Raw genomic sequence first — 22,760 nt, forward strand, 5'->3', positions numbered from 1 at the left:
TGCACGATCGGTCGGAGAAAAAACGGCGGCGGCCGCCGGTACGAGACCGGCGACCACCGCTGTGCCGCTTACGGTTTGATGTTCAGGGGCCTTACGGCTTGCGGGCGACCGCGCCGTAGGCGGAGATCGGCCGGGTCTCGCCGACCTCGGTGTCGCCCGAGCGCCACTGCGTGATGGACACGAAGCCGGGGTCGACGAGTTCCAGACCGTCGAAGACGGCCTTGATCTGAGCCTGCGGACGGGGGACGTACGGAGTGCCGCCGGTGCCGGTGTAGTTCTCGCACAGGGTGACATACGCCTTGCTGTCGTCGGTGCCGTCCCACATCACCAGGTAGCTGCCCGACGGCACCGCATCCAGCACGGTGTGCACGATGCGCAGCAGATCGTCGTAGGTCTTGGCATGGCCGAGCACGCCCATGAACATCACGGCGACCGGCTCGTTGAAGTTGAGGACGTGCTTGGCGTCGTTGACGATCCGCTCGGGATCGTGGTAGTCGGCGTCGATGTAGGTGGTGACGCCCTCCGGTGTGGTGGAGGTGAGCAGCGCCCGCGCGTGCGTGAGCACCAGCGGGTCGTTGTCCACGTAGACGATCCGGGACTCGGGCGCGACGGTCTGGGCGACCTCGTGGGTGTTCTGCATGGTGGGCAGGCCGGTTCCGATGTCGAGGAACTGACGGATGCCCATCTCGCCCGCGAGGTAGCGCACCGCGCGGATGAGGAACTGGCGCGACTGCACCGCCATGGTGGTGATGTCCGGATCGACCTCGATGCCGGCGTCGCCTGCGATGCGGTCGATCTCGTAATAATCCTTGCCGCCCATCCAGTAGTTCCAGATCCGCGCGGAGTGGGGGATGTCGGTCCGGATGAGGGGGCTGTGGTCTTCGGGCATGGGGTGGTACTCCTCGGCAATAACGTGTCCGCGACACTGCCGTGCGGGTGGGTGCGTGGGGGCGTCGCGAATGACTGGTGCATCCGATGTGCACTGCGACACTACAAGATTCGAACTCGTCCAGCGGGGTGGATCGGGGAGCTGATCTCGCTGTTCTCGAGGCGAGGCAACGGCGTTTCACATCGCCGCCCTGATGCCTCCGGTCTGCGAGCGCACGGAGGGCGAACTTCGTGCTATCGTCCGGTGTTGGTGCAAATGCAAGAACGTTTGAACGTGCATCTGCACGAACCGAATCGCCTAACTGCGGTAACCGAGGAGTGGGGAAGATGTCGGATACGTCCACCAACGAGATCATCGGAACTTGGCGTAAGAGTTCCTTCAGTAATCCGAGCGGCAACTGCGTCGAGGTGGCCGAAACGGCCAACGGCCAGGTGGCGGTGCGGAACTCGCGGGACCCGGAGGGCGGGTTCCTCGTCTACACGCGTCCGGAGATCGACGCGTTCGTCCGCGGCGCGAAGGCCGGGGAGTTCGACTATTTGACTAGCTGAGCGGTAACATTAGCGGTCGGTACGGTGTGTTTCGCGACAGGTGGTTGTGACACACTGTCGGCAACCCCCGGAGTATCGGAGACGAACTCGATGATCGCTGAACCCGATGACGATGGTCATGTGCAATCCGTTGTCGCGGAACGTGGTCCGACCGTGCTACGCATCGCACTGGGCGGCCAGCTGCGCAAGCTCCGGGAGAAGAGGAACATCACCCGCGAGGCGGCGGGCGATGCGATCCGCGGATCGCACGCCAAGATCAGTCGTCTCGAGCTCGGCCGTACCGGCTTCAAGGAACGTGACATCCGCGACCTGCTGACCCTGTACGGCGTCCACGATCCCGAGGAGCGCGAGTCGTTCCTCGAATTGGCCAGGCAGGCCAACGAACCCGGTTGGTGGCATCGCTACAGCGACCTGCTGCCGCAGTGGTTCGGTACCTACCTCGGTCTGGAACAGGCCGCGAACAAGATTCGCACCTACGAGTCGCATCTCGTTCCCGGCCTGCTGCAAACACCCGAATACGCCAGGGCGGTCGTGGCGCTCGGGTACGAGGACGTCGATACGGAGCGGCGGGTCGCGGTACGTCAGCGCAGGCAGGAAATTCTCTTCCGTCCGGATCCTCCGGTGGTCTGGGCGGTGCTCGACGAAGCTGCGCTGGTGCGACCGGTGGGTGGCCCGGAGGTGCATCGGGAGCAGATGTTGCACCTGGTCCGGCTGGCGAAGCTGCCGAACGTGACGATCCAGGTACTGCCGTTCACCGCGGGCGAGCACGCCGCGGCGGGCAGCTCCTTCAGTATTCTGCGTTTCGCCGAGCCGGAACTCCCGGACATCGTGTACCTCGAACAGCTCACCAGCGCGCTGTATCTCGAGCGGCGCCAAGACTTGGCGCTGTACCTGTCGGTGATGGACCGGCTCAGCGTGCAGGCCGAGCGTCCGGAGAAGTCGATCGAGATCATGGAGAAGTATGCCGACGGGCGCTGAGATCGCGCGATAGCGTCCCGCGGCCGGGAAAACCCCGATACACCGAACGGCCACCTCCGGAATAGGAGGTGGCCGTTCGGTTGTGCTGTCCAATTGCTAAGCGGCGGTGGCCGCGGAAATGGTGGCTATCAGCGCCCGGCGTCGGCGGCATCGTGGTGGCTATGCGCCCGCGTCGGACGACGCGACAAAAGTGCTCGTGGCACAAGGCATTCAGCTATCCGCCGGTGCTCGGACGGCGGGGCTCGGGCCTACTGCCTGATGAAGCTGGAGGCAATTCGCCAGAATGTCGCGGGTTGCAATGTCTCGAGATCCCAATCGTCGGCCATCGCGTGCGCGGTGGTGACGATCCGGTCGATATCGAAATCGTGCCGAGTTGCCGCCCCGGTGGATTCGACGGCATCGATGACGTATGCCACGGCGGTTTCTCGGGAAAATGCGGTACTGCTGTGGCCACTGCGGGCCGTCGATGTGCTCATATGTCTACCGTTCGCTGGCTGGTCGGCCAGTGCGGTGTCGGTTGATCCGAACCGACCGCCGGTAAGTGGTAGTTCCATTCGAACGCCCCTGCTTGTCCGGCGGCGGCAAACCCACGGCGGCTTCGGCCTTCGGCTCGCCCACGCGGCCTTCCCTGGTGGTCCCCTGTAAAGCGTTGCGGGACCGAGTTTATGCCGCTGTACCTTTCAGATGCAAGCACATCTGCACGATCGATTGCACGTGCGCAGTGCGTATTTCGAGGCCGGAAGTTTGCGGATGTGCTGCCCGGCGCCGGAATTTCAGTCGCGGGCGAATAGGACGTCCGTACTGTAATCGATCTGTGTACCCGGCTCGACGAATTGGTCCGCGGCGGCCCGCCAGGCCAGAAAATGTTCGGTGAAACGGTGCGCTTCCGCGGCCTCGTCATCGGTGTAGAGCTGGTAGAGGAAGAATCGGTGCGGGTCCACCCGATCAGCGCAGATGTCGAAGCGCAGACAGCCGGGCTCGGTCCGCACGGAGGCTTCGGCGCTGCGGGATATGGCCGCGAGGAACTCGGCGCGAGAGCCGGGGCGGATCTTCATCGAGACGATTCGACTGAACACGGTTGTTCTCCCATCGTGACCGTTGCGGTCGATCGGCAAGGGCGGTGGCGAGCGAAACGACAGCTCAGTCGGCTAGTTGCGCTATTGCCTGGCTAATCGGATCGCTGCCGGAAACGAGTTCGAGTGTCAGCTCGAAGGTGTGCGCGGCGGGCAGCAGTCCGGCCAGTACGGCCGCGACGTCGGCGCGGGGGACCTCGCTGCGCCGAACCGGCGGCGGGGCCAGGGTGACCAGTCCGGTGCCCGGAGCATCGACCAGCCGGCCGGGGCGCAGGATTGTCCAGTCGAGAGCTCTGCTGCGCAGATCGTTCTCGGCCTCGGTCTTGGCATCTATATACGCCGCCCACACCTCGTCGGAACCGGGAGCGGGCGACCCGCCCGCGCCCATCGTGGAGATCTGCAGGAAACGGCGCGCCCCGGTTCGCTCGGCCGTCTCGGCCAGCCGGACGGAGCCGCCCAGATCGACGGTGTATTTACGTTCGACGCCGCTGCCCTGCCCCGCGCCCGCGGCGAAAATCGCCGCGTCGCAGCCTGCCACGACGTCCGCCAGTTCGTCGGTGGCCGCGTGCTCCAGGTCGCACAGCACCGGCTCGGCGCCGGTGACGCGCACCTCGTCCACGTGCTCGGGATTGCGGATCAGGGCGGCGACCTCGTGGCCGTTCGCGGTGAGCACGGGGGCCAGCAGCAAGGCGATCTTCCCGTGTCCGCCTGCGATGACGACGCGCATGGATCGCTCCTTCCGGTCGGGGCGGCGCCCGCGCTCAGCGCTCGGGGCCGCCGGGATTGCAGTGCGCTTCGACGGTGGCCGGATAGCCGACCGCCGGGCGCCAAGGTTCCAGGTTCCAGCTCGGCTTGTTCGGCTGGACCAGCCGTGCCCATGCCCAGTGACAGATGAACTGATCGCGCATGCCGGGTGCGTCGGCGTCCGCCGACCGGTCCACGACTTCCTGCCACGCCCGTTCGTCCGAGCCGGGGAAGGTGGTCTGCCGACCGGCCTGCGTGGGGAAGACGAGCAATCGCGGACCGTCGATCGTCTCGGTCCAAGTGACGTCATCGATCAGCGGCTGCCCCGCGTACGGGTCGACGGACGGTATCGCGGCCTGAGCTGTTGTGATCGGCGACCGCGAGGCGCTGGAGGTGGTCGTGCGGCCGATATCCGCCGAAGGCGCGGACGAATCGGCACCGCAGGCGACCACCGAGGCAAGCAGGCCCGTCGCGAGGAGCGCGGCCGCGCGGCGCCGGGTGACGAGGCGATGCGGGTACCGCTGCGCCACAGTCGAGCCTCCTGTGTTCTCCTCGGCACCGCTTTCCGGCGTGATCACCCGAGCCTAGCGAGCCGGGGCGGCTCCGGCGAGAGTCCCCGGCCGCGCCACCGAATGTGGTGGCTTGCCGGTGCGGCTCCGGCTGGGGATAGTCGGTGCGGTGCGGTGTGGACGGATCATGGTGGGGGCGGCGGGCGTCGTGGTCTCGGTGACGGTCGCGTTGGCCGGGCCCGCGGGCGCTCGGGCGGGCGAGGCGCCGGGCACCGTGACCGACCTGGTGGAGCTGGCGGGGCGGCTGCGTGTGACGGGGGCGACGACCGCCGAGCGGCTGACCTATTGGTCGCGTGGCCCGCGGGGGCCGATGCAGAGCACCGGAGTGCTGTATCTGCCCGAAGGTTCTCCGCCGCAGGGCGGTTGGCCGATCATCGCCTACGCGCACGGCACCTCGGGGATCGCCGACGAGTGCGCGTTCACGCTGCAGCCCCGGGACTACTACCTCACGTCGGTGTACCCGGACCTGCTGCACGCGGGATACGCGGTCGTGATCTCCGACTATGTCGGTCTCGGCACCCCCGGCGTGCATCCCTACCTGGACGGTCCGGCCCAGGCTCGCAGCATCGTCGACGGGGTACGCGCCGCGCGGGCGGTCGCACCCTCGCTCGGTACCCGCTGGGCGGTCTTCGGCCAGTCGCAGGGCGGGCACGCGGCGTTGTTCACCGCCCACCTCGCACCCGCTGACGCGCCCGAACTCGATCTGCGCGGTGCCGCCTCGACCGGGACGCCGTCGAACCTGGACGCGCTGTTCCCGCTGGCCGGGCCCTGGCTGCCGCGACTGCCGCTGCAGAAGACGACGACCTACTTCGGCATGCTGCTGGCCGGATTGCGCGCCAGTGCACCGGAGCTGGACATCGACAGCTACCTGACGCCGGTGGGCCGGGACGTCCTGCGCATCGTGGAGGCGGATTGCGCCGCCGAGGCGGACGCGCAGGTGGCGAGTATCGGCATCGGCGCCATGCTGTCGCGACCCTTGGACGATCCGGCGTTGCTGGCCGCGGTGCGCGCGATGTTGCGGGTGCCGACGAGCGGCTACACCGTTCCGCTGTATCTCGGCCAAGGGCTGACCGATCTGGAGGTGCCCGCGCCGTTGACGCTCGAGCTGATCGCGGAGTTGCGCGCCTCCGGCACCGATCTGCGGGTGGGCTGGTACCCCGGCGATCATCTGGGCGCGGCGCGGGAAGCGTTTCCCGAGGCGCTCGCGTTCCTGCGCAGCGTGCTGGATCGGCCCTGACGTCGCGTACTCAGCGCCAGAGCGACCGGCACGGTAGCCTGCGCAGGCCGGGACGGACCTGGGCGTCGACGGTGACGGTGAGCCCGGCGTGCGCGGCGGCCGAGGTGAACTCCCACGCCTCGGTCCTGGTCGCGGCGTATTCGAGGACCAGCGCGTCCTCGGGGGTGGATCCGTCGAAGTAGACGGTGATCCGCCGGGTCGGCGGATCCTGGGTGTCGTCGCGGTCGGCGAATCTGCGCGCAGTGCCGTCCATGCCACCGTCTCCTTCCCACCGGCTCGGCAGCCGTGCCGGTGGTTCCGACGGTAAAGGGCCGCCACTGTTGAGAACATGTTCCAAGTTATCGGCTGGAAATGTCACAGAACGGACGCCCGGCGGTCGGGTACAGTCACCAGCCGGGGCGTGCGACCGACATCGGCCGCGCACCCGAAACTTGTGAATTGTCAACATGATCGCGTCGGGTGGTGCTCAGCGCGGGTGATGTTGCCGAGGATGAGTACAGCGTTGGACGATTCAGGAGGCACACGTCGATGAGTCAGGGCCCACGTTCGTTGGGTGGGGGAGTGGGACGACGGCGTCTCGCACGTGCGATCGGAGCGATGGCCGCGGGCCTGGTTCTGGTCGCGAGCATGGCCGGTGCGGCGACCAGCGCGCCGCTGTACCCCGAACCCGATCCGGATCCCTTCTACGCGACACCCGCGGATATCGCCGACCGCAAGCCGGGCGACGTGATCGCGACCAGGGTGATGCCGCCGCTGGCGATCTTCCCGGAGACCACGGTGACCGTGGTCCGGTTCCGGTCGACGAGTTCGGAGGGTAAACCGATCGCCGCGACCACCACGGTGCTGACGCCCAAGGCGCATCGCACCGACGGGCCGCTGCTGTCGTTCCAGCACATCATCAACGGACTCGGCTCGGAGTGCTCGGTCTCCCGGGTGCTCTACACCGGTGATCCGAACCTCGTCGTGCGGGAAGCGCCGGGCTGGAACGTGCTGCTGGCGCGCGGCTGGAGCGTCGCGCTGCCCGATCACCTGGGCCCGAATTTCGCCTACGGCGCCGCGAAGCTCGGTGGGCAGATCACCCTCGACGGGATACGCGCCGTCAAGCAGGTCGGCGAACTCGGGGTGCAGCGCAGCCCGGTGGCGATGGTCGGGTATTCCGGCGGCGGGATGGCCACCGCGTGGGCGGCCGCCCTGCAACCGAAGTACGCCCCGGAACTCGATATCGCCGGCGCGGCCATGGGCGGCGTGCCGATGAATCTCGTGAAGATGCTCGAGGGGCTGGGTTTGAACCCGCACCCGGTGTTCGGGCTCGCGTTCGCCGCCGGATTCGGGTTGGAGCGTGAGTATCCGACCCGCTTCCCGCTCAGCGAGCAGTTGAACGAGCGGGGGCTTGCCGCCCGCGCGCAGATCGCCAACAGCTGCACCAACGACATCCTCTCGACCGGCGCGGGCCGCGGTGCGCTGGACTTCGCCAAGACGACCTCGATGATCAACGACGACACCGCGCGCGCCGTGGTCGAGGAGAACAGTCTCGAGCTCTACGACGGCGTGCCGAAGATGCCGGTATTCGAATGGCATTCGCCGATCGACGGTCTCATCCCGATCGACGCGGTGGTCAACACCGACAAGCGGTGGTGCGCGGCGGGCGCCAGGGTGCAGGCCGAGCAGATTCCGGTTCCGGACCATCTGACCGCGGCGGTGCTCGGCATTCCCGCGGCGCTGACCTGGCTGGACGCCCGCTTCCGAGGGGAGCCGGCGCCGAGCAACTGCTGAGCGACGATACGCGACCGGCCGAGCCGGGACCCGTTCTCCGGATACGGGTCTCGGCCCGGTTGTTGCGATATGGATACGCGACAACACAACTCGGATGCTTTACTGCGTCCAGCCATGGCCGCTGACGTAGCCTGACGTCCTGGCTCCCGGTCTGACAGGGGCCGATTCGGGGGTCGAAGGCCAGTGCGCCCGGGTGCCAGACGACGTTGCCGTTCGCACCCGAAGGCGTGTGCCATGAGAATTTCGCGTGCCATTGCTGTGGCTTTGCTCGCCGCCGGCTCGGCCCTGGCCGTCCCCGCTGCCGCGGAGCCCGCGCCCGCCCCACCGCCCGGCGGGCTCCTGCCCGGGCTGCAACAACTCATCGATCAGGTCATCCCGCCGCCGCCGATCGCACCGCCCCCGGAGCCGAGTTCGCCCACGCACGAAGCGACTACGCTGTCGCCGTCGCTGGCGGCGCTGCGCTCGGCCGCCCTGCCGTCGGCCGTCGGCGATCCGATGTTCGACCTGCGCCCGGCGAATCTCGACGAACTGTCCGAGGGGCAGGTCATCGAGATCCGTGACGTGAGCCCGACCACCGCACCGTTGATGCTGATGCCCGTTCAGCGGGCGCTCCTGATGAAGTACCGCACGACGGACGCGCACGGCGCGCCGTCGTATGCCACGGCGACGCTGGTCGTTCCCGCCGCACCGTGGCCGGGACCGGGGCAGCGGCCGGTGGTGGTGAACAACCTGCCCATCGACGCCCTCGGCCGTACCTGCACGCCCGGATACACCCTCGCGCACGGGCTCAACCCGGACACCAGCTTCACCGATTTCCTGCCACCCACGACGCACGTGGCGGCGTTGCGCGGTTACGCCGTGCTGATCCCCGACCACGAGGGCCCGTCGATGGCCTACGCCGAGCCGATCGTGGCCGGGCACGCGGTGCTGGACTCGATCAGGGCGGTGCGCGGACTGTTGCCGGAGGAGTTCGGCGCCGCGAAGTTCGGGCTCGCGGGGTATTCCGGCGGCGCGATCGCGACGCACGGGGCGGTGAAGCTGATCGACGGCTACGCACCGGAATTGGCGGGCGTGATCGTCGGCGCCGCACTCGGCGGGGTGCCCGCCGACTTCGAGATTCTGGCGCGCAGCATGAACGGCAACCTCGCCTCGGCCGTGTTCATGGGCGCGGTCTTCGGGATCGGCCGCGAGCGGCCGGAGATCCTTGGCGGGATGAACCATCTCGCCCAGTGGGTGGCCACCTCACCGGTGAAGAACATGTGCGGCAGCAGCTACGGCGCGATCGGTGTGCTGATGCTGCCGATCGACATCGCCGCGAACTTCCCCGATCCGCTGCACTCGGCGCTCGCCGCGGACATCTATCGGGTGACGAAGATGGCCGGCATGAGATCGGCGACTCCGCTGTACGTCTACAACGGCGAGCAGGAGTTCTGGATCCCGGCCGAGGGTGCGCGCAATCTCTACGCGGAGCAGTGCCGCCTGGGGGTGCCCGCGGTGTACCGCAGTGTGCTCGGCGAGCACATCATCGCGGGTGCGCTCGGCTATCCGGAAGCCATGGTCTGGCTCGACGACAGGCTGCGGGGGGTCCGCGCGCCCGACGAGTGCTGACCGGTCGACGGCCGCGGTGCGGGCTCCGGTTAACACCGTGGGCCCGCGAGTGCGATCAACATTTGTCCCCTTCGGCTCGTATGCCCAGATCTGGCTAGAGTGCTGTGCGGTGTCGTCGCCGCTTCGGTACCGTGGGCCGGTCCGGGCGGGGTGACGCCCGAATTCCCGAGAGAGGCACATGAGCGACATCACGACCACCGCGTCCGAGCAGGCCAAGGCACTGGTGGGGCGGCACTATCGCCTGACCGAACCGTACGAGGTGGGTCGGGAGAAGATCCGGGAGTTCGCGCGAGCGCTGCAGGACGGCCATCCGGCGCACCGGCACGAAGACGCCGCCGGGGGACTGGGCTTCGACGGACTCGTCGCGCCGCTGACGTTCTCCTCGATCATCCTCATGTTGATGCAGCGCAAGATGTTCGAGTCGGTGCTCACCGGGTACGACCTCGGCCAAGTGCTGCAGACCGAGCAGTCGATCCAGGTGCACCGGCCGATCGTCGCGGGCGACGAGGTGCGGTGCGATTCCTACATCGAGTCGTTCCGGCAGTTCGGTGACAAGGACTTCATGGTCACCAAGAACGTGCTGAGCAATCAGCACAAGGAGGTGTTGCAGACCGCGCACACCACGGCGGTGGCGCAGACCGGAGTCGAACTCGCCGCCGATCTGCGCGCGGCGGTCGATGGCGTGATCATGACCGGGCAGTCGGCCGCCGACCGCGCGGACGCGGCGGCCGCGCGCCTGGCCGACGACGACGGCGGGCTGGTCGAGAGCTTCGATGAGCCGGCCCAACCGGACGCGGCCGCCGAGCCGCGCACGCCGCGAACCCTTCCCGTTTTCGAGGACTTGTCCGTCGGCATGGCACTCGCCCCGCGCACGGTGCTGGTGTCCCGTGGTGATCTGGTGAACTACGCCGGTGTGTCGGGCGATTCCAATCCGATCCACTTCAGCGACGAGGTCGCGCGCAGCGCCGGTCTGCCCGACGTGGTATCGCACGGTCTGCTGACAATGGGCCTGGGCGCCGGATATCTCAGCTCGTGGCTCGGTGATCCCGCCGCCGTGACGCGGTATGGGGTGCGGTTCGCCGGGTTCGCCCCCGTCCCGGCGACCAAGGCCAGCGCGATCGAATTCCACGGCCGGGTCAAGCAATTGGATCCGGATCGCCGCGCGGCCACCATCGCGTTGACGGCGACCTGCGGGGATCGAAAGCTGTTCGGTCGTGCGACGGCGGACGTGCTGCTGCGCTGAACCGAGCGGCCGCCCCGGCCTCGTCCGGGGAGGTGGGGCCGGTGCCGTTTGGAAGCACGCGGTGACGCGGCTCGGTCGAAGAATCCTATGTCCGGTATCGCGTTCGCGCCCAACTAAGTTCAGCTGCGCCCCGCCTGGGAACCGGTGGCTTCGCGGCACCCGGGTTTCGCGCGTACTGGGAGTACGTTGGTACAGGGTGGGCGAAGTCGGTCTGCGGCACATTGCGGTGCGCGACGTCGGGTGACCGCCGTCGGCGGCGAGTGAAGTGCTCGCTATCCCGCGCATGATCTTGCGGATGTGCTTACACCTGCGCATTCGCGTCGTCGGCGATGGCTCGGTGCTGGAGTGTGGGCAGTGCGCATGCAAGACTGCGTACATGCGTGCTTCGGTAGTGCGGCCTCAAAACGAAACCATCGCTCGGGGAACGGCTCCCGCCGCCGAGGGCGGCCCGACCGCCTTGCGGATGATCCTCGGCGGGCGGATGCGGCGGTTGCGGGAGGCATGCGGCATCTCGCTCGAGGAAGCGGGCGAGGCGATCCGCGGCTCGCACTCCAAGATCAGCCGATTGGAATTGGGGCGGACCGGTTTCCGGGAACGGGATCTGGTGGACCTGCTCGCGCTGTACGGCGTCACCGACGAGGAGGAGTGCGCGGAGTTCAAGTGGCTGGCGAAGCAGGCGAACACCTCGGGATGGTGGCATCGCGACGCCGACTGGCTGCCGAAGTGGTTCGACACCTACCTCGGGCTGGAGCAGGCCGCCCAGCTCATCCGCTGCTATGAGCCGCGGGTCGTCCCGGAGTTGCTGCAGACCCCCGACTACGCTCGCGCACTGTTCGTGCTCGCGCATCCGCACGAGGACGAGGAGTCGATCGAGCGGCGCGTGGCCCTGCGGATGCGCCGCCAGGAGATCCTGACCAGACCCGACCCGCCCCAGCTGTGGCTGATCGTCGAGGAGGCGGCGCTGCGGCGCAGGATCGGGGGATCGCAGGTCTGGCTGGCCCAGCTCGAGCACCTGCTGCGGGCCGCGGAGGCGCCGAACATCACGGTGCAGGTGCTCGCCGATCATGTCGGCGGCCCAGCGCTGGCCGACGGCGCGTTCGCCATGCTGCGCTTCGCCGAGGCGGATCTGCCCGACATCGTGTATCTCCAGCAGCTCACCGGCGCGCTGTACCTGGACAAGGACGCCGATCTCGCCGCCTACCGCGCCGTGGCGAATCTGCTGTCGGTGCACGCCGCGCCGCCCGAGTACACCCGCGACCTCATCGCGGCGTTGCGCGAGCGCGAGCCGCGCATCGTTGAGCTGCCGTCCGGCCACGCCTGACCGTCAGGCGCGGCGACGAAGCCCGGCGCAACCACGAAAACCCAGCGGTACAGGGACTTTCGTCCATAGATAACGACTGGGTGAACATGGCAGACTCGGGGCATGCGTCCTTCGAAGGAACGACAGGCGAGCGATTCTCCCGGGCCCGGCGGTCGTGCGGTGTCCGGCGGCGGGCCGACGGTCCTACGCATGGTCCTCGGCGGCAGGCTGCGCCGCCTACGTGAGTCCCGGAATATCACCCGCGAGGCGGCGGGTGACGCCATACGCGGGTCGCATTCGAAGATCAGCAGGCTCGAGCTCGGGCGTACGGGCTGCCGGGAACGGGATCTGGTCGACCTGCTCGACTTCTACGAGGTGACCGATCCCGGGGAACGGGAGCGCTATCTGGAACTGGCCAGGCAGGCCAATGCGTCGGGGTGGTGGGCGCGGGACAGCGACTGGCTGCCGAAATGGTTCGACACCTACCTCGGGCTGGAACAGGCGGCGCGCCTGATCCGCAGCTACGAACCGCGAGCGGTCCCGGAACTGCTGCAGACGCCGGAGTACGCCCGCTCGCTGCTCACCCTGTCGCATCCGGGGGAGCCGGAGGATTCGATCGAACGTCGTGTCGCGCTGCGTATGCGCAGGCAGGACATCCTCGCCGGTCCGCACCCGCCCCGGCTGTGGATGATCATCGAGGAGGCCGCGCTGCGCCGCAGGATCGGCGGCTCGACCATCTGGCGCGCCCAGCTCGACCGCGTGCTGCACGCGGCCGCTCAGCCGAACATCACCATCCAGATCCTGGCCGACCACGTGGGCGGCCCCGCCCTCACCGACGGCGCGTTCACCATCTTGCGTTTCGCCGAGGCGGATCTGCCCGATATCGTCTACCTTCAGCAGCTGACCAGCGCGCTGTATCTGGACAAGATCGCCGACCTGGATGTGTACTACGCCGCGCTGAACCAACTTTCGCTGCTGGCCCCTTCTCCGCAGCATTCCCGGCAACTGCTCCAGGTCTTGCGCGACGGCGTGCCGCCGACGGTCGACGAACCGGTGGACCACCCGCGAGGGTGACCGGATCGCACACCGCGGCACGCCGCATTCGCGCGCCGGAGAGCACTCCCTCCCCGCCCCGCACCCAGCACGGTCCGTCCTGGATTCAGCGCGCCCGAATCGGGCATTTCCTGTGCGAGATGATCCGCATGCCGGGGAATGGGCCGAATATTGTCCCATTGGGACAATAGGGGGTAAGCTGTGTATATGAGCGACGACGGTGTCGGTCTGGACGGCCGTCGGCTGCGCACTCGGCGCAGCCGCCAGGCGTTGTCGCGCGCGGCGTTCGACCTGCTCACCGAGCGGGGGCTGGAAGCGGTGGCCGTCGAGGACATCGCAGTGCGGGCCGGTGTCACCCGGCGCACGTTCAGCAGGCATTTCGCCTCCATCGAGGAGGCGATTCTGGGTGATGTCGATCAAGACGTCCACCTGTTCAACGAGGCGCTGCGCCGCCGCCCGCAGGGTGAGCCGCCCCTGACCGCCTACCGCAACGCCGTCCACGACTGGTTCGCCACCGAGTACGGCGGCGCGCGCGCGTCCCTGCTGGCCCGTCGCTGGGCTTTGTTCCAGCGCTTCGAGGACGAACCCGAACTGTTCGCCGGCTATCAGCGCATCCGCATCGATGGGCAGCGCGAATCGGTCCGGATCATCGCGGCGCGGCTGGGGGTGGATCCGCTGACGGATCCGCGTCCGGCGGTCGCCGTAGGCGTCGGCGCCGGCATCCTGCTGGCGGCGCTGCAGAGCTGGGCGGCGGGCCCGGATCCGATGGGTCTGCCCGGCCTCGTCGAAGAGTTCTTCGACACCCTCGTCACCCTCACCACCGAATTCCGTAACGAGGAGTCACCGTCATGTCTACCGGGTCGGTGAACATGTACCGCCGCACGTGCCGCCGCGTCGGCTTGGATCGAAATCCGCTGCGTCGCAGGGAAGACCGTGTGCAAACCGGGTTCGCGGTCCTGCTGGCCCTGGTGTTCCTGATCGTCGTGCCGGTGCTGGCGGTGACCGTCGGCGGCCGGGTGTACCGGGTGGAGGCAGCCGCGGTGCAAGCCGAGACAGCGCGGTTGCATCAGGTCGACGCGACGGTGATCGAAACCGGGAAGGCGCCGCTGTACGCGCCGGTGGTGCCCGCGCGCGTGTCCTGGAAAGACGCCGACGGCGTGACCCACACCGGCGACTATCAGTCGACCACGGTGGTGGAGCCGGGTTCCGCCGTGCCGATCTGGCTGAACGAGCGCGGTGCGATCGTCGAGCCGCCCTCGTCGTCCCAGCCTGCCAGTAAAGCGGTCATGCTCACCGCGGGTGCGGTGCTCGGCGTCTCGATCGCGCTCGCGGGAAGTTACCTGCTGCTGCGCCGCGGACTCGATCGGCGGCGGCTGCGCCGGTGGGAGACCGAGTGGGTGGCCGCCGACCTCACCTGGGGGCACGGCTGAGCCTTGGTGCGGCGTGCCCGCCGGGCGAGGGTAGGGAACAGGCGCAGCGGGCACGTCGCGTGCCGGGGCCGCAACGCGGCGAACGAAGCGGCCCGGCACTGCCCTGAGATTAAGGCATCGGCGTGCCGGGCGGCCCCGTTCGGCGCGGATCGTCGGAGATCCCATCACATAGACCCGGTTACGTTGTGACACAACATAACCGGAGCCCGGGTCGTCTCACACCGGGAAGAGGCTGTGCTTGCGCGGGTTGGGCTCGGCGCTCGCCTCCTTCTCGCGCAGCAGGCGCAGCGCGCGACGGATCTCCAGTCTGGTCCGCGATGGCTCGATCACCGCATCGATGTAACCGCGCTCGGCGGCGATCCATGGCGTGGCCACCGTGGCGTTGTACTGCTCGATCATGTAATCGCGCACCGCCGCGCGTTGCTCAGGGGGCACCTGGGCGATCTGACGCTTGCCGACGATGCTCACCGCGCTCTCTGCGCCCATCACGGCGATGCGCGCCGTCGGCCAGGCCAGACTGACGTCGGCGCCGAGTTGCTTGCAGCCCATCACGGCGTAGCCGCCGCCGTAAGCCTTGCGGACCACGACGGTGACGATCGGGACGGTCGACTCGATCACCGCGCGGAAGAACCGCCCGCCGCGTTTGATCACCCCGCTGCGCTCCTCCTCCACGCCGGGCAGCACACCGGGGGTGTCCACGACGAAGATCAGCGGCAGCCCGAAGGCATTGCACAAGCGGATGAAATGCGTCGCCTTGTCCGAACATTTGGCGTCGATCGCGCCACCGAGCACCAGGGGCTGGTTCGCGATCACCCCGACGCTGCGCCCGTCCACCCTGGCGAAGCCGGTGATCAGGTTCTGCGCGGTGGCCGCGCTGATCTCGTGGAAGTCCCCGTCGTCGAACAGGCGCAGCAAGATATCGTGCATGTCGTAGCCCTGCCGATCGGAATCGGGAACGATCGAGTCCAGCTCAAGATCGTGCGGCGTGACCTGCGGCTCCAGCCCCGGGTTGACGATCGGGCCGGGCTCCAGGCAACTCGACGGCAGATAGCTCAGATAGGTCCTGGCCCAGTCGAAGGCGTCCTGCTCGGTGGCGGCGACGTGGTGGACGGTGCCGGTCGCGGCCTGCGCCTGCGCGCCGCCCAGCTCCTCCATGGTCACCTCCTCGCCGGTGACCTCCTTGATCACCTCGGGGCCGGTGACGAACATGTACGACTTCTCGGTCGCGATCAGGACGTCGGTGTTCACCGGTGCGTAGACCGACCCGGCCGCGCATTTGCCGAGCATGATCGATACCTGTGGTACGAAGCCCGACAGCCGTTCCTGGCGGCGGCTCATCAGCGCGTACCACGCCAGCGAGGTGACCGCGTCCTGGATGCGGGCGCCGCCGGAGTCGTTGATCGCGACGACCGGGCAGGCATTCGTGGTGGCGAAATCCAATGCGGCGGCGACTTTGCGGCCGAACATCTCACCCACCGAACCGCCGAAGACGGTCTGGTCGTGCGCGATCACCACGACGGGCCTGCCGTCGATCCGGCCGCGCCCGGTGACCACGCCGTCGCCGTACATGGCGCCGGGGGTGCCCGACTGGCGCACCAGCGCGCCGATCTCCACGAAACTCCCGGGGTCGAGGAGTGCGCGCACCCGCTCCCGCGCGCTGGGAATGCCCTTGCTCTTGCGCTTCGCGATGCCGTTCTCGCCTGCGGGCTCCTCGGCCAGCTCCAGGATCGCCCGCAGCTCGTCCAGCTTCTCTCGCGTACCGCTCATATGTGTTGTAGCCCTTCGAAACTCGTCGCGGCGCCGTACGGCAGCGCGGCGCTCGATGCTATCGGCGCCGCGATCCGCTGCACAGTGGTTCGGAAGATTCCATGGAGCAGCTCACAGGTTTGCCTTTCGATTCCACGGTTCATAGCACGCGCCGGACCGATCGGCCGCGACGACACGGACTGTGCGACGTCCCAATCGTTGCCGTGAGCGTCGATGAACCGTCCTCACAGCGTCGAAGGGGACTTCTCAGGTCGGTGCCCCCCGATCTAGGGTGGGCTCGACGCAGCGCCGGAAATGCGCGGACGGCGCTGCGTCACATACTCCGGAGATCGGTGGCCTGGGACGGCTCGGGCGCCGGATTCGAAAATCGCGGTGCCGCAGCGGTTCTGTCCGTGCCGGACGCCGTCGGCCGCGATCCGCTCGAAAAGCTTGTGATCGTGCCCAACCGGTCGGGCGACCACTGATGACTTACCCGATTCGGCGCGGCATATCTCGATTCCATCACGATCCGTCGCTAACCTTCGGAAGGCATGATGGGCAGGCAGCCGAGAACGAGTACCGAGACATTGACATCGAAACTCGTCGAACACCTCGCCGAGCGCGTCGGCCACGACGCCTCCGGCGATGTCGCGAGCACCGCGCGAAACTGTTTGGCGGCCGCCGTCGAACTGCTGGCGCCGCGTCCGGCGCCTGCGGCGTCGCGACCTCCGGAGATCGCCGGTTTCGCCTCGCGCTGGGCGCGGGAGGGCATCGCGCTGGAAACGGTGCTCGGCGCGTATCACGACGAAATCCGCAACGGACTGGAATTGCTCGCCGACGAGGTCGCCGACGAGCGGACCGACCATTTTCTCGCGGGTGCGCGACTGGCGATCCACGTCCTGGAAATGGTGACGGTGGCGGCGTCGACCGCTTACGTGGACGAGCATCGCGCGGTCGCGCGGGAACACCAGACCGCCGCCCAGACATTGGTCTCCGCGTTGCTGGGCGGGCACGCGGTCGGCGAACTCGCCAGGGCGACCGGCATTCCGATCGCGCGGTCGTACCAGGTCGTGGCGCTGGGCATTCCGGCGCACCCGGACGAGCGAAGACCCGTCACGGGCACGGACGCGGCCCGGCGCAAACTCCGGCGGGTCCAGGCCGCGCTGGCCGATCCGCTCGGCTCACGGGCGTTGTCGGTGCTGTCCGCCGCCGGCGGCACGGTGCTGGTGCCGGTCGATGACGTGCCCGCCCGCACCGGAACGTTCAGCATGACCCCCGACGTGCTGGCCATCGTCGGCGAGGCCGCCGAAGTGCCGTTGACCGCCGCGGTGGCCACCGGGCGCACCGCGCGCATTCCCGAATTGGCCGGGCGCGCCCACGATCTGCTGGACCGGTTACGGGCGGCGGGCAGGCCCCCTGGGCTGTACGGGGTGACCGACGCGGGCGACATCGCGGGTTGTGAACTGCCCCAGCCGGGTCATATGACCATCGTCACCTCGCCCAACGATCACGTAATCGGCCGTTCGGCCTGAAATTTCGGCGGTATCGTCGAATGTGCCCTGAAATCGAGGGTGAGCAAAGGAGTGCGAGTGACCACCGCGTTGACCGATCGCGATATTCTACGCGAACTCGAACCCACCGCCGAACGTCTGCTCAACGACCATCTGCGCAAGGCCAAGTCCTGGAATCCGCACGATTACGTGCCGTGGGACGACGGGCGTAATTTCGCCGCCCTCGGTGGAATCGATTGGGAACCGGGACAATCCGGACTTTCCGAAGTCGCGCAGACGGCGATGATCACCAATCTGCTCACCGAAGACAATCTGCCGTCCTATCACCGGGAGATCTCGGCCGCGTTCTCCCCGGACGGGGTGTGGGGCACCTGGGTGGGCAGGTGGACTGCCGAGGAGAACCGCCACGCCATCGTGATGCGCGACTACCTGGTGGTGACCCGCGCGGTCGATCCGGTGCTGCTGGAGCAGGCCAGGATGGCGCATATGACCACCGGCTTCGCGAAACCCGACACGGAGCAAGTGTTCCTGCGTTCGGTGGCCTACGTCACACTGCAAGAGCTGGCGACCAGGATCAGCCACCGGAATACCGGAGCGGCCTGCGAGGAACCGATCGCCGAGCGTATGCTGCAACGTGTCGCCGCCGACGAGAACCTGCATATGATCTTCTACCGGAACATCAGCGCCGCCGCTCTTGACCTCGTGCCGAACGAAGCGCTGCGCGCGATCACCGCCGTGGTCACCCGCTTTCAGATGCCCGGACTCTCCCAGCCGAACTTCCGGCGTAACGCGGTGCTGCTGGCCAAGCACGGCATCTACGATCTGCGCCAGCATCTCGACGTGGTCGTGCGCCCGGTGCTGCGCGCGTGGCATGTCTTCGAGCGCACCGACCTGGCCGGCGACGGCGAACGCGCCCGCGACGAACTGCACGCCTACCTCGAGGACCTGGAGCTGAAGGCGCGACGGTTCGAGGAGCAGCGCGAGCGCGCGGCGGCCAGACGAGCGGAACGGGCCGCTGCGGCGGGATGAGGTCGCGCGTACCGATCACCGCGGCGGCGATGGCCCTCATCGCCGCGGTCACCGCTGCCCCCGTGTTCGCCGATCCGGTGCCGCAGGCCCCGCCGCCCGCGGTGGACCCGGCCATGACCCGCACGGGGCTGGCTGTCGATCGAAAAGGTCGCCGAGGGGCATGAACGGCTTTCCATCGCTTCCGCGGCGATGCGCAGGATCATCTCGGTCGACGTGCTGCGCGGCAGCGGCGATGCGCCACGCCCGGTGCTGTATCTGCTCGACGGCGTGGACGGCGACGCCACATCGGCATGGCTGGGCAAGGGCGGCGCCGCCGAATTCTTCGCGGGCAAACCGGTTGACGTGGTGCTCACCGGCGGCGGCACCGGCAGCATGTACAGCGACTGGGTCCGCCACGACACCGCGCTGGGACTCAACCGCTGGGAGACATTCCTCACCACCGAGCTTCCGCCGATCGTGGAATCGCTGCTGCGCACCGACGGCCGCCGCGCCATCGCCGGCGTGTCGATGGGGGCGCAGGCGGCGATGATGCTCGCCCAGCGCCACCCCGGCTGGTATCGCGCCGTCGCCGGGATGAGCGGGTGCTATTCCACCGCGGACCCGCTCGGTCACGCGGTCACCACCATCACGGTCGCCTCGCGCGGTGGCAACGTCGACAATCTCTGGGGCCCGCCGTCCTCACCGGAATGGGCCGCGCACGACAGCCTGCTGCATGCGGAGAACCTGCGCCGCACCGCTGTCTACCTCTCGGCGGCCGCCGGGTTGCCGACCGGCGCCGACCTGGTGACGGTCGCGAACTCCCCGTCGGTCGCGGACGCGCTGCGCACCGCGGGCGGCGGCGCGGCGCTGGAGGCGGGCGCCCGTGCCTGCACCGAGCGGTTCGCCGCCCGCCTGTCCGAGCTGCGGATACCCGCGACCGTGGAGTACACCGCCGAGGGCATGCACACCTGGCCGGATTTCCAGGCCCAGCTGCCGCGGGCCTGGCGAGTGCTGGCGGAGGCGCTCGGAGTGCCCGCCGCCCCGTGAATCGGCCCGGCGGAATCAGCACGGCGCGCTCGCGTTGACATCGGTATGACCTCGGCGCTGTCCTCTGTCCGGTTCTCCGTCCTCGATCGGTCGCGGGTACGGCGCGGTCAAAGCCATCCGGCCGCGCTGCGGGAGACCGTCGAGTTCGCCCGGCTCGCCGAGGAGTGGGGCTATCACCGCTTCTGGGTGTCCGAGCACCACAGCGTGCCCGGCGTGGCGGGTTCGGCGCCGACCGTGCTGGCGGCGGCCGCGGCGGCGGCGACTTCGCGGATCCGCATCGGCACCGGCGGCGTGATGCTGCCCAATCATCAGCCGCTGGTGGTCGCCGAACAGTTCGGCGTGCTGGAATCGCTGTACCCGGGTCGCATCGACATGGGGTTGGGCCGCTCGGTCGGCTTCACCGACGGTGTGCGGCATGCGCTCGGGCACGACAAGCGCGACGCGGAGGACTTCGACGCCCGGCTCGCCGAACTCCTGGCGTACTTCACCGAGGGAAGGCAGGGGGTGCACGCCTGGCCCGCCGAGGGACTGCGGGTTCCCGCCTTCCTGCTGGCGACCGGCTCCGGCGCCGAACGCGCCGCCCGCTTCGGGCTGCCGCTGGTGATCGCCCCGGCAGGCGGCGAAGACCGCATGGTCGAGGCCATCGAGCGCTATCGCGCCGAATTCCGCCCCGCCCTGGCAGGCGCCGAACCCTACGTGATGGTGTCCGGTTCGATCGTCATCGCCGACACCACCGCGCAGGCCCACCGGCTGCTGCTGCCGGAGGCGTGGTCCGCCGCGTACGCGCGCACCCGTGGCGAGTTCCCGCCCCTGCTGCCGCCCGCAGAGATCGAGGCACGCACCATGACCGACCGGGAGCGCCGAATCGTCGAGGAGGGGCTGCGCGGCCATCTGTACGGCACCGAGGACGAGGTCGCCGACCACCTCGAGCGGCTGCTGACCAGGACGGGCGCGGACGAGATCCTCGTGCACACCAGCACTTACGATCGCGCGGCGCGGTTGGATTCGCATCGCCGCCTGGCGCTGCTCACCGGCCTGTCGCCCGAACGCGCGGACCGCGATCGCGCGGACGCGCGGTCCGGCCGGGCCGCCTGATCCCGATATCGCCTATGCGAAGAGCACTTCGGCGGCGGCGTAGCCGAACAGTCTGCGTCCCTCGGCGCGCGCGTCGACCGCGATGGTCGCCCGCCGCTTGCGCGCGTCGATCGAGGTGACCCGGCCGCGGAAGTGAATCGTGCCCGCCCCCAACGACGGTATCCGCAGGTGCTGGGTGTTGTGCGCGAACTGCGCGCGGAAACGGGTGACCGCCGCGGGATCACCGAGCCAGGAACTCAGGAACGAGGTGGCCAGCCCGAGTTTCAGCATGCCGGGCGCCACCACGGTCGGCAGGCCGCTGGCGACGGTGACGCGTTCGTCGAACAGCACCGGATTGGATTCGCCGGTCACGCCGGCATAGTTGACCAGGTCGCCACGGGACAGGCGCATGGTGCGAACGGGCAGCTCGGTGCCCACCGCCAGGGAATCGAAATCGACACGCGTGCGCGGTATCCGGGGTTTCGGCGTCGGCGTGAGATAGTCCGCCGCGGCCGGGACGACGGTGCTGTCCGCGGCCGGCTGCTCGGGGCAGCGATGTCCCATGGCCACTTTGCGCACGACATCGGCCAACCCGGGATCACGCTCGCCGACGCGCGCGAGCAGCGCGCTGGAACCGGTCTGCACCACGGCACCGTGCTGGTCGATCAGCACACTCTTGATCGCGAGGACGTCGTAGTCGCCGAAGTGCCGGAACGATTCGAAATAGATGTCGCAGGTCAGCCGATCACCGGCCACCAACGGCCTGCCGAAGTCGAAGACCTGGTCCGCGTGCAGAATTCGGGTCGGGTCGTAACCGGTGATCAGGGTGTTCAGTATTTCGTGATGCACCCTGGTGAGAATGATCGAGCTGAACGTCGCGGGCGCGATGAGTCCGGAAAAGCCGAGTTCGGCCGCGGCGGCCTCGCTTCGATGCGCCGGATGGGAATCTTGGACGGCGCGGGCGAATTCACGGATCTTTTCCCGTTCCACCTCGTAGCGAAGAGTGGAACGGTAACGATGGTCGACCAGCGACATCGCCTGTTCGGCGGGATTCACCGCGGTATCGTTCATGGTTGCTCCTGTATTGCGAAACGGTAATCGGCAGCGGCATCCCGTCAGGGGAGCGGACCGAACCTCCAGAGGGCGGGCGGCACCTGCTCGGGGGTCACGGTGCCGACGACGTCCACCCCGGCGTCGTGGAACGTGCCCACCGCCCGGTCCATGTGATCGGCCGAGGTGATCACCACGGCGTCGCGCGCGCCGATCGCGCGCATGATCGTGGCCGAGCGCACGGCGTTCTGCGCGGTCGTATCGGCCTCCGGCTCCAGCTCGATCCGGGCGGGCGGGACGCCGCGGGCGATCAGCCAATCGGCCATCGCCCGCGCCTCGGTGACGCCGTTGCGTGCGTTGCCGCCGGTCACGATGATCGGTGAGAAGGGCGCCAGCAGCGCCTGCGCGTATCCGGCGTGCAGACGATCGATCAGTTCCGGGCGCATGCCGCCGTCGGGCAGCAGTCCGTAGCCGAGCACGACGATGGCGGTGACCGGCCCGCGCACCGTCGGCGTCGGGGCGGGGACGAGGGCGAACGGCGCGGTGCTCGAGGGGCCCGCGTCGGCGGAGCCAGGGCCGTCCGCGGCGGCGTGCGGGGGGTTGGTCAGCGCGGCGGTGACAGCGAACGCGCCCAGCACGGTGCGGGCGAGGGTAACCATGGTGGCGGACACGGGATCTCCCAGTGGTTAGCCACCGGATGGCCACCGATGGCTGGGTTCAGCGTCCATCCATGATGCGGCCGTCGGCCGTTGCGGAACCGTAATCGCCTGGTGATCTGGAGAATTCACCGTTTCGGTGCCATCGGCTTGTGCCGGCCGACCTATTCACCGAATTCATGAAAATGCCCTTTTCGCGTACTTTGTGCCGTCTCCCTAGCCG

Annotated in this window: 24 protein-coding genes; 15 read left to right on the forward strand and 9 right to left on the reverse strand. The window is 68.5% G+C overall.

All coding sequences use genetic code 11. The features are described 5' to 3' along the window. Positions 1-91: 91 nt before the first annotated feature. On the reverse strand, positions 92-889 hold the full coding sequence (locus ABZ803_RS28935) for an SAM-dependent methyltransferase (RefSeq protein ID WP_174315388.1): 798 nt from the start codon (positions 887-889) through the stop codon (positions 92-94). A 326-nt stretch (positions 890-1,215) separates the two neighbouring features. Here ABZ803_RS28935 and ABZ803_RS28940 point away from each other — a divergent pair, with 326 nt between their 5' ends. Continuing rightward, positions 1,216-1,437, forward strand: a complete 222-nt coding sequence (locus ABZ803_RS28940; protein ID WP_040866650.1) for a DUF397 domain-containing protein — start codon at positions 1,216-1,218, stop codon at positions 1,435-1,437. A 90-nt stretch (positions 1,438-1,527) separates the two neighbouring features. Then, positions 1,528-2,415 carry a helix-turn-helix transcriptional regulator gene (locus ABZ803_RS28945; RefSeq protein WP_357044055.1) on the forward strand — a complete coding sequence of 296 codons (888 nt, stop codon included), beginning with the start codon at positions 1,528-1,530 and terminating at the stop codon, positions 2,413-2,415. 248 nt (positions 2,416-2,663) lie between these two features. Here ABZ803_RS28945 and ABZ803_RS28950 read toward each other — a convergent pair whose 3' ends face one another. The 4 genes from ABZ803_RS28950 to ABZ803_RS28965 form a co-directional block, all read right to left on the reverse strand. Next, the gene (locus tag ABZ803_RS28950; RefSeq protein ID WP_357044056.1) at positions 2,664-2,891 is read right to left on the reverse strand and encodes a hypothetical protein; all 228 of its coding nucleotides are present in this window, start codon (positions 2,889-2,891) and stop codon (positions 2,664-2,666) included. Between the two features lie 297 nt (positions 2,892-3,188). Further along, positions 3,189-3,491 (reverse strand): putative quinol monooxygenase, encoded by a 303-nt coding sequence (locus tag ABZ803_RS28955; protein WP_040866588.1) that lies wholly within the window; start codon positions 3,489-3,491, stop codon positions 3,189-3,191. Positions 3,492-3,555: 64 nt separating this feature from the next. Continuing rightward, positions 3,556-4,215 (reverse strand): SDR family oxidoreductase, encoded by a 660-nt coding sequence (locus ABZ803_RS28960; protein ID WP_357044059.1) that lies wholly within the window; start codon positions 4,213-4,215, stop codon positions 3,556-3,558. 34 nt (positions 4,216-4,249) lie between these two features. Next, positions 4,250-4,762 carry a DUF2599 domain-containing protein gene (locus ABZ803_RS28965; protein ID WP_357044061.1) on the reverse strand — a complete coding sequence of 171 codons (513 nt, stop codon included), beginning with the start codon at positions 4,760-4,762 and terminating at the stop codon, positions 4,250-4,252. Between the two features lie 118 nt (positions 4,763-4,880). Between ABZ803_RS28965 and ABZ803_RS28970 the strand changes: the two genes are divergently transcribed. Continuing rightward, on the forward strand, positions 4,881-6,038 hold the full coding sequence (locus ABZ803_RS28970) for a lipase family protein (RefSeq protein ID WP_357044122.1): 1,158 nt from the start codon (positions 4,881-4,883) through the stop codon (positions 6,036-6,038). 10 nt (positions 6,039-6,048) lie between these two features. On the opposite strand, the gene ABZ803_RS28975 is transcribed toward ABZ803_RS28970, so the two are convergent. After that, positions 6,049-6,291, reverse strand: a complete 243-nt coding sequence (locus ABZ803_RS28975) for a hypothetical protein (protein WP_040866591.1) — start codon at positions 6,289-6,291, stop codon at positions 6,049-6,051. A 344-nt stretch (positions 6,292-6,635) separates the two neighbouring features. On the opposite strand from ABZ803_RS28975, the gene ABZ803_RS28980 reads away from it, so the two are divergent. From ABZ803_RS28980 to ABZ803_RS29010, 7 genes are all read left to right on the forward strand, one after another. Next, positions 6,636-7,811 (forward strand): lipase family protein, encoded by a 1,176-nt coding sequence (locus tag ABZ803_RS28980; protein WP_062967357.1) that lies wholly within the window; start codon positions 6,636-6,638, stop codon positions 7,809-7,811. Between the two features lie 234 nt (positions 7,812-8,045). Next, on the forward strand, positions 8,046-9,419 hold the full coding sequence (locus ABZ803_RS28985) for a lipase family protein (protein WP_357044063.1): 1,374 nt from the start codon (positions 8,046-8,048) through the stop codon (positions 9,417-9,419). A gap of 178 nt (positions 9,420-9,597) precedes the next feature. Next, positions 9,598-10,662: a fused (3R)-hydroxyacyl-ACP dehydratase subunits HadA/HadB gene (locus ABZ803_RS28990; RefSeq protein ID WP_357044065.1), complete on the forward strand. Its 1,065-nt coding sequence runs from the start codon at positions 9,598-9,600 to the stop codon at positions 10,660-10,662. Positions 10,663-11,038: 376 nt separating this feature from the next. Further along, positions 11,039-11,983, forward strand: coding sequence for a helix-turn-helix transcriptional regulator (locus ABZ803_RS28995; RefSeq protein ID WP_357044067.1), 945 nt, complete (start codon positions 11,039-11,041; stop codon positions 11,981-11,983). A 102-nt stretch (positions 11,984-12,085) separates the two neighbouring features. After that, entirely contained in the window at positions 12,086-13,036 is a 951-nt protein-coding gene (locus ABZ803_RS29000; RefSeq protein ID WP_357044069.1) for a helix-turn-helix transcriptional regulator, read from the forward strand. A gap of 186 nt (positions 13,037-13,222) precedes the next feature. Beyond that, positions 13,223-13,882: a TetR family transcriptional regulator gene (locus ABZ803_RS29005; protein WP_357044071.1), complete on the forward strand. Its 660-nt coding sequence runs from the start codon at positions 13,223-13,225 to the stop codon at positions 13,880-13,882. Next, positions 13,864-14,445 carry a hypothetical protein gene (locus ABZ803_RS29010; RefSeq protein ID WP_357044073.1) on the forward strand — a complete coding sequence of 194 codons (582 nt, stop codon included), beginning with the start codon at positions 13,864-13,866 and terminating at the stop codon, positions 14,443-14,445. Before ABZ803_RS29005 ends, ABZ803_RS29010 begins: the two co-directional genes overlap by 19 nt. 216 nt (positions 14,446-14,661) lie before the next feature. On the opposite strand, the gene ABZ803_RS29015 is transcribed toward ABZ803_RS29010, so the two are convergent. Further along, the gene (locus tag ABZ803_RS29015; RefSeq protein ID WP_357044075.1) at positions 14,662-16,212 is read right to left on the reverse strand and encodes an acyl-CoA carboxylase subunit beta; all 1,551 of its coding nucleotides are present in this window, start codon (positions 16,210-16,212) and stop codon (positions 14,662-14,664) included. A gap of 332 nt (positions 16,213-16,544) precedes the next feature. Here ABZ803_RS29015 and ABZ803_RS29020 point away from each other — a divergent pair, with 332 nt between their 5' ends. The 5 genes from ABZ803_RS29020 (at position 16,545) to ABZ803_RS29040 (ending at position 20,852) form a co-directional block, all read left to right on the forward strand. Further along, entirely contained in the window at positions 16,545-16,676 is a 132-nt protein-coding gene (locus ABZ803_RS29020; RefSeq protein WP_357044077.1) for a hypothetical protein, read from the forward strand. A gap of 102 nt (positions 16,677-16,778) precedes the next feature. Beyond that, the gene (locus ABZ803_RS29025) at positions 16,779-17,723 is read left to right on the forward strand and encodes a transcriptional regulator (protein WP_357044079.1); all 945 of its coding nucleotides are present in this window, start codon (positions 16,779-16,781) and stop codon (positions 17,721-17,723) included. A 57-nt stretch (positions 17,724-17,780) separates the two neighbouring features. Beyond that, positions 17,781-18,731: an acyl-ACP desaturase gene (locus tag ABZ803_RS29030; protein WP_357044081.1), complete on the forward strand. Its 951-nt coding sequence runs from the start codon at positions 17,781-17,783 to the stop codon at positions 18,729-18,731. A 189-nt stretch (positions 18,732-18,920) separates the two neighbouring features. After that, positions 18,921-19,757, forward strand: coding sequence for an alpha/beta hydrolase family protein (locus tag ABZ803_RS29035; protein WP_357044083.1), 837 nt, complete (start codon positions 18,921-18,923; stop codon positions 19,755-19,757). 45 nt (positions 19,758-19,802) lie between these two features. Beyond that, positions 19,803-20,852, forward strand: coding sequence for an LLM class flavin-dependent oxidoreductase (locus ABZ803_RS29040; protein ID WP_357044085.1), 1,050 nt, complete (start codon positions 19,803-19,805; stop codon positions 20,850-20,852). Between the two features lie 12 nt (positions 20,853-20,864). Here ABZ803_RS29040 and ABZ803_RS29045 read toward each other — a convergent pair whose 3' ends face one another. Together ABZ803_RS29045 and ABZ803_RS29050 are read right to left on the reverse strand one after the other, a co-directional pair. Further along, a complete protein-coding gene (locus ABZ803_RS29045) occupies positions 20,865-21,902 on the reverse strand; it encodes a fused (3R)-hydroxyacyl-ACP dehydratase subunits HadA/HadB (RefSeq protein WP_357044086.1) in 1,038 nt (345 codons plus the stop codon). Positions 21,903-21,946: 44 nt separating this feature from the next. Further along, positions 21,947-22,552, reverse strand: coding sequence for a YdcF family protein (locus ABZ803_RS29050; RefSeq protein WP_357044088.1), 606 nt, complete (start codon positions 22,550-22,552; stop codon positions 21,947-21,949). Positions 22,553-22,760 lie beyond the last annotated feature (208 nt).

It is taken from the genome of Nocardia sp. NPDC047648 (assembly GCF_040642815.1).
GTDB lineage: Bacteria > Actinomycetota > Actinomycetes > Mycobacteriales > Mycobacteriaceae > Nocardia > Nocardia gamkensis.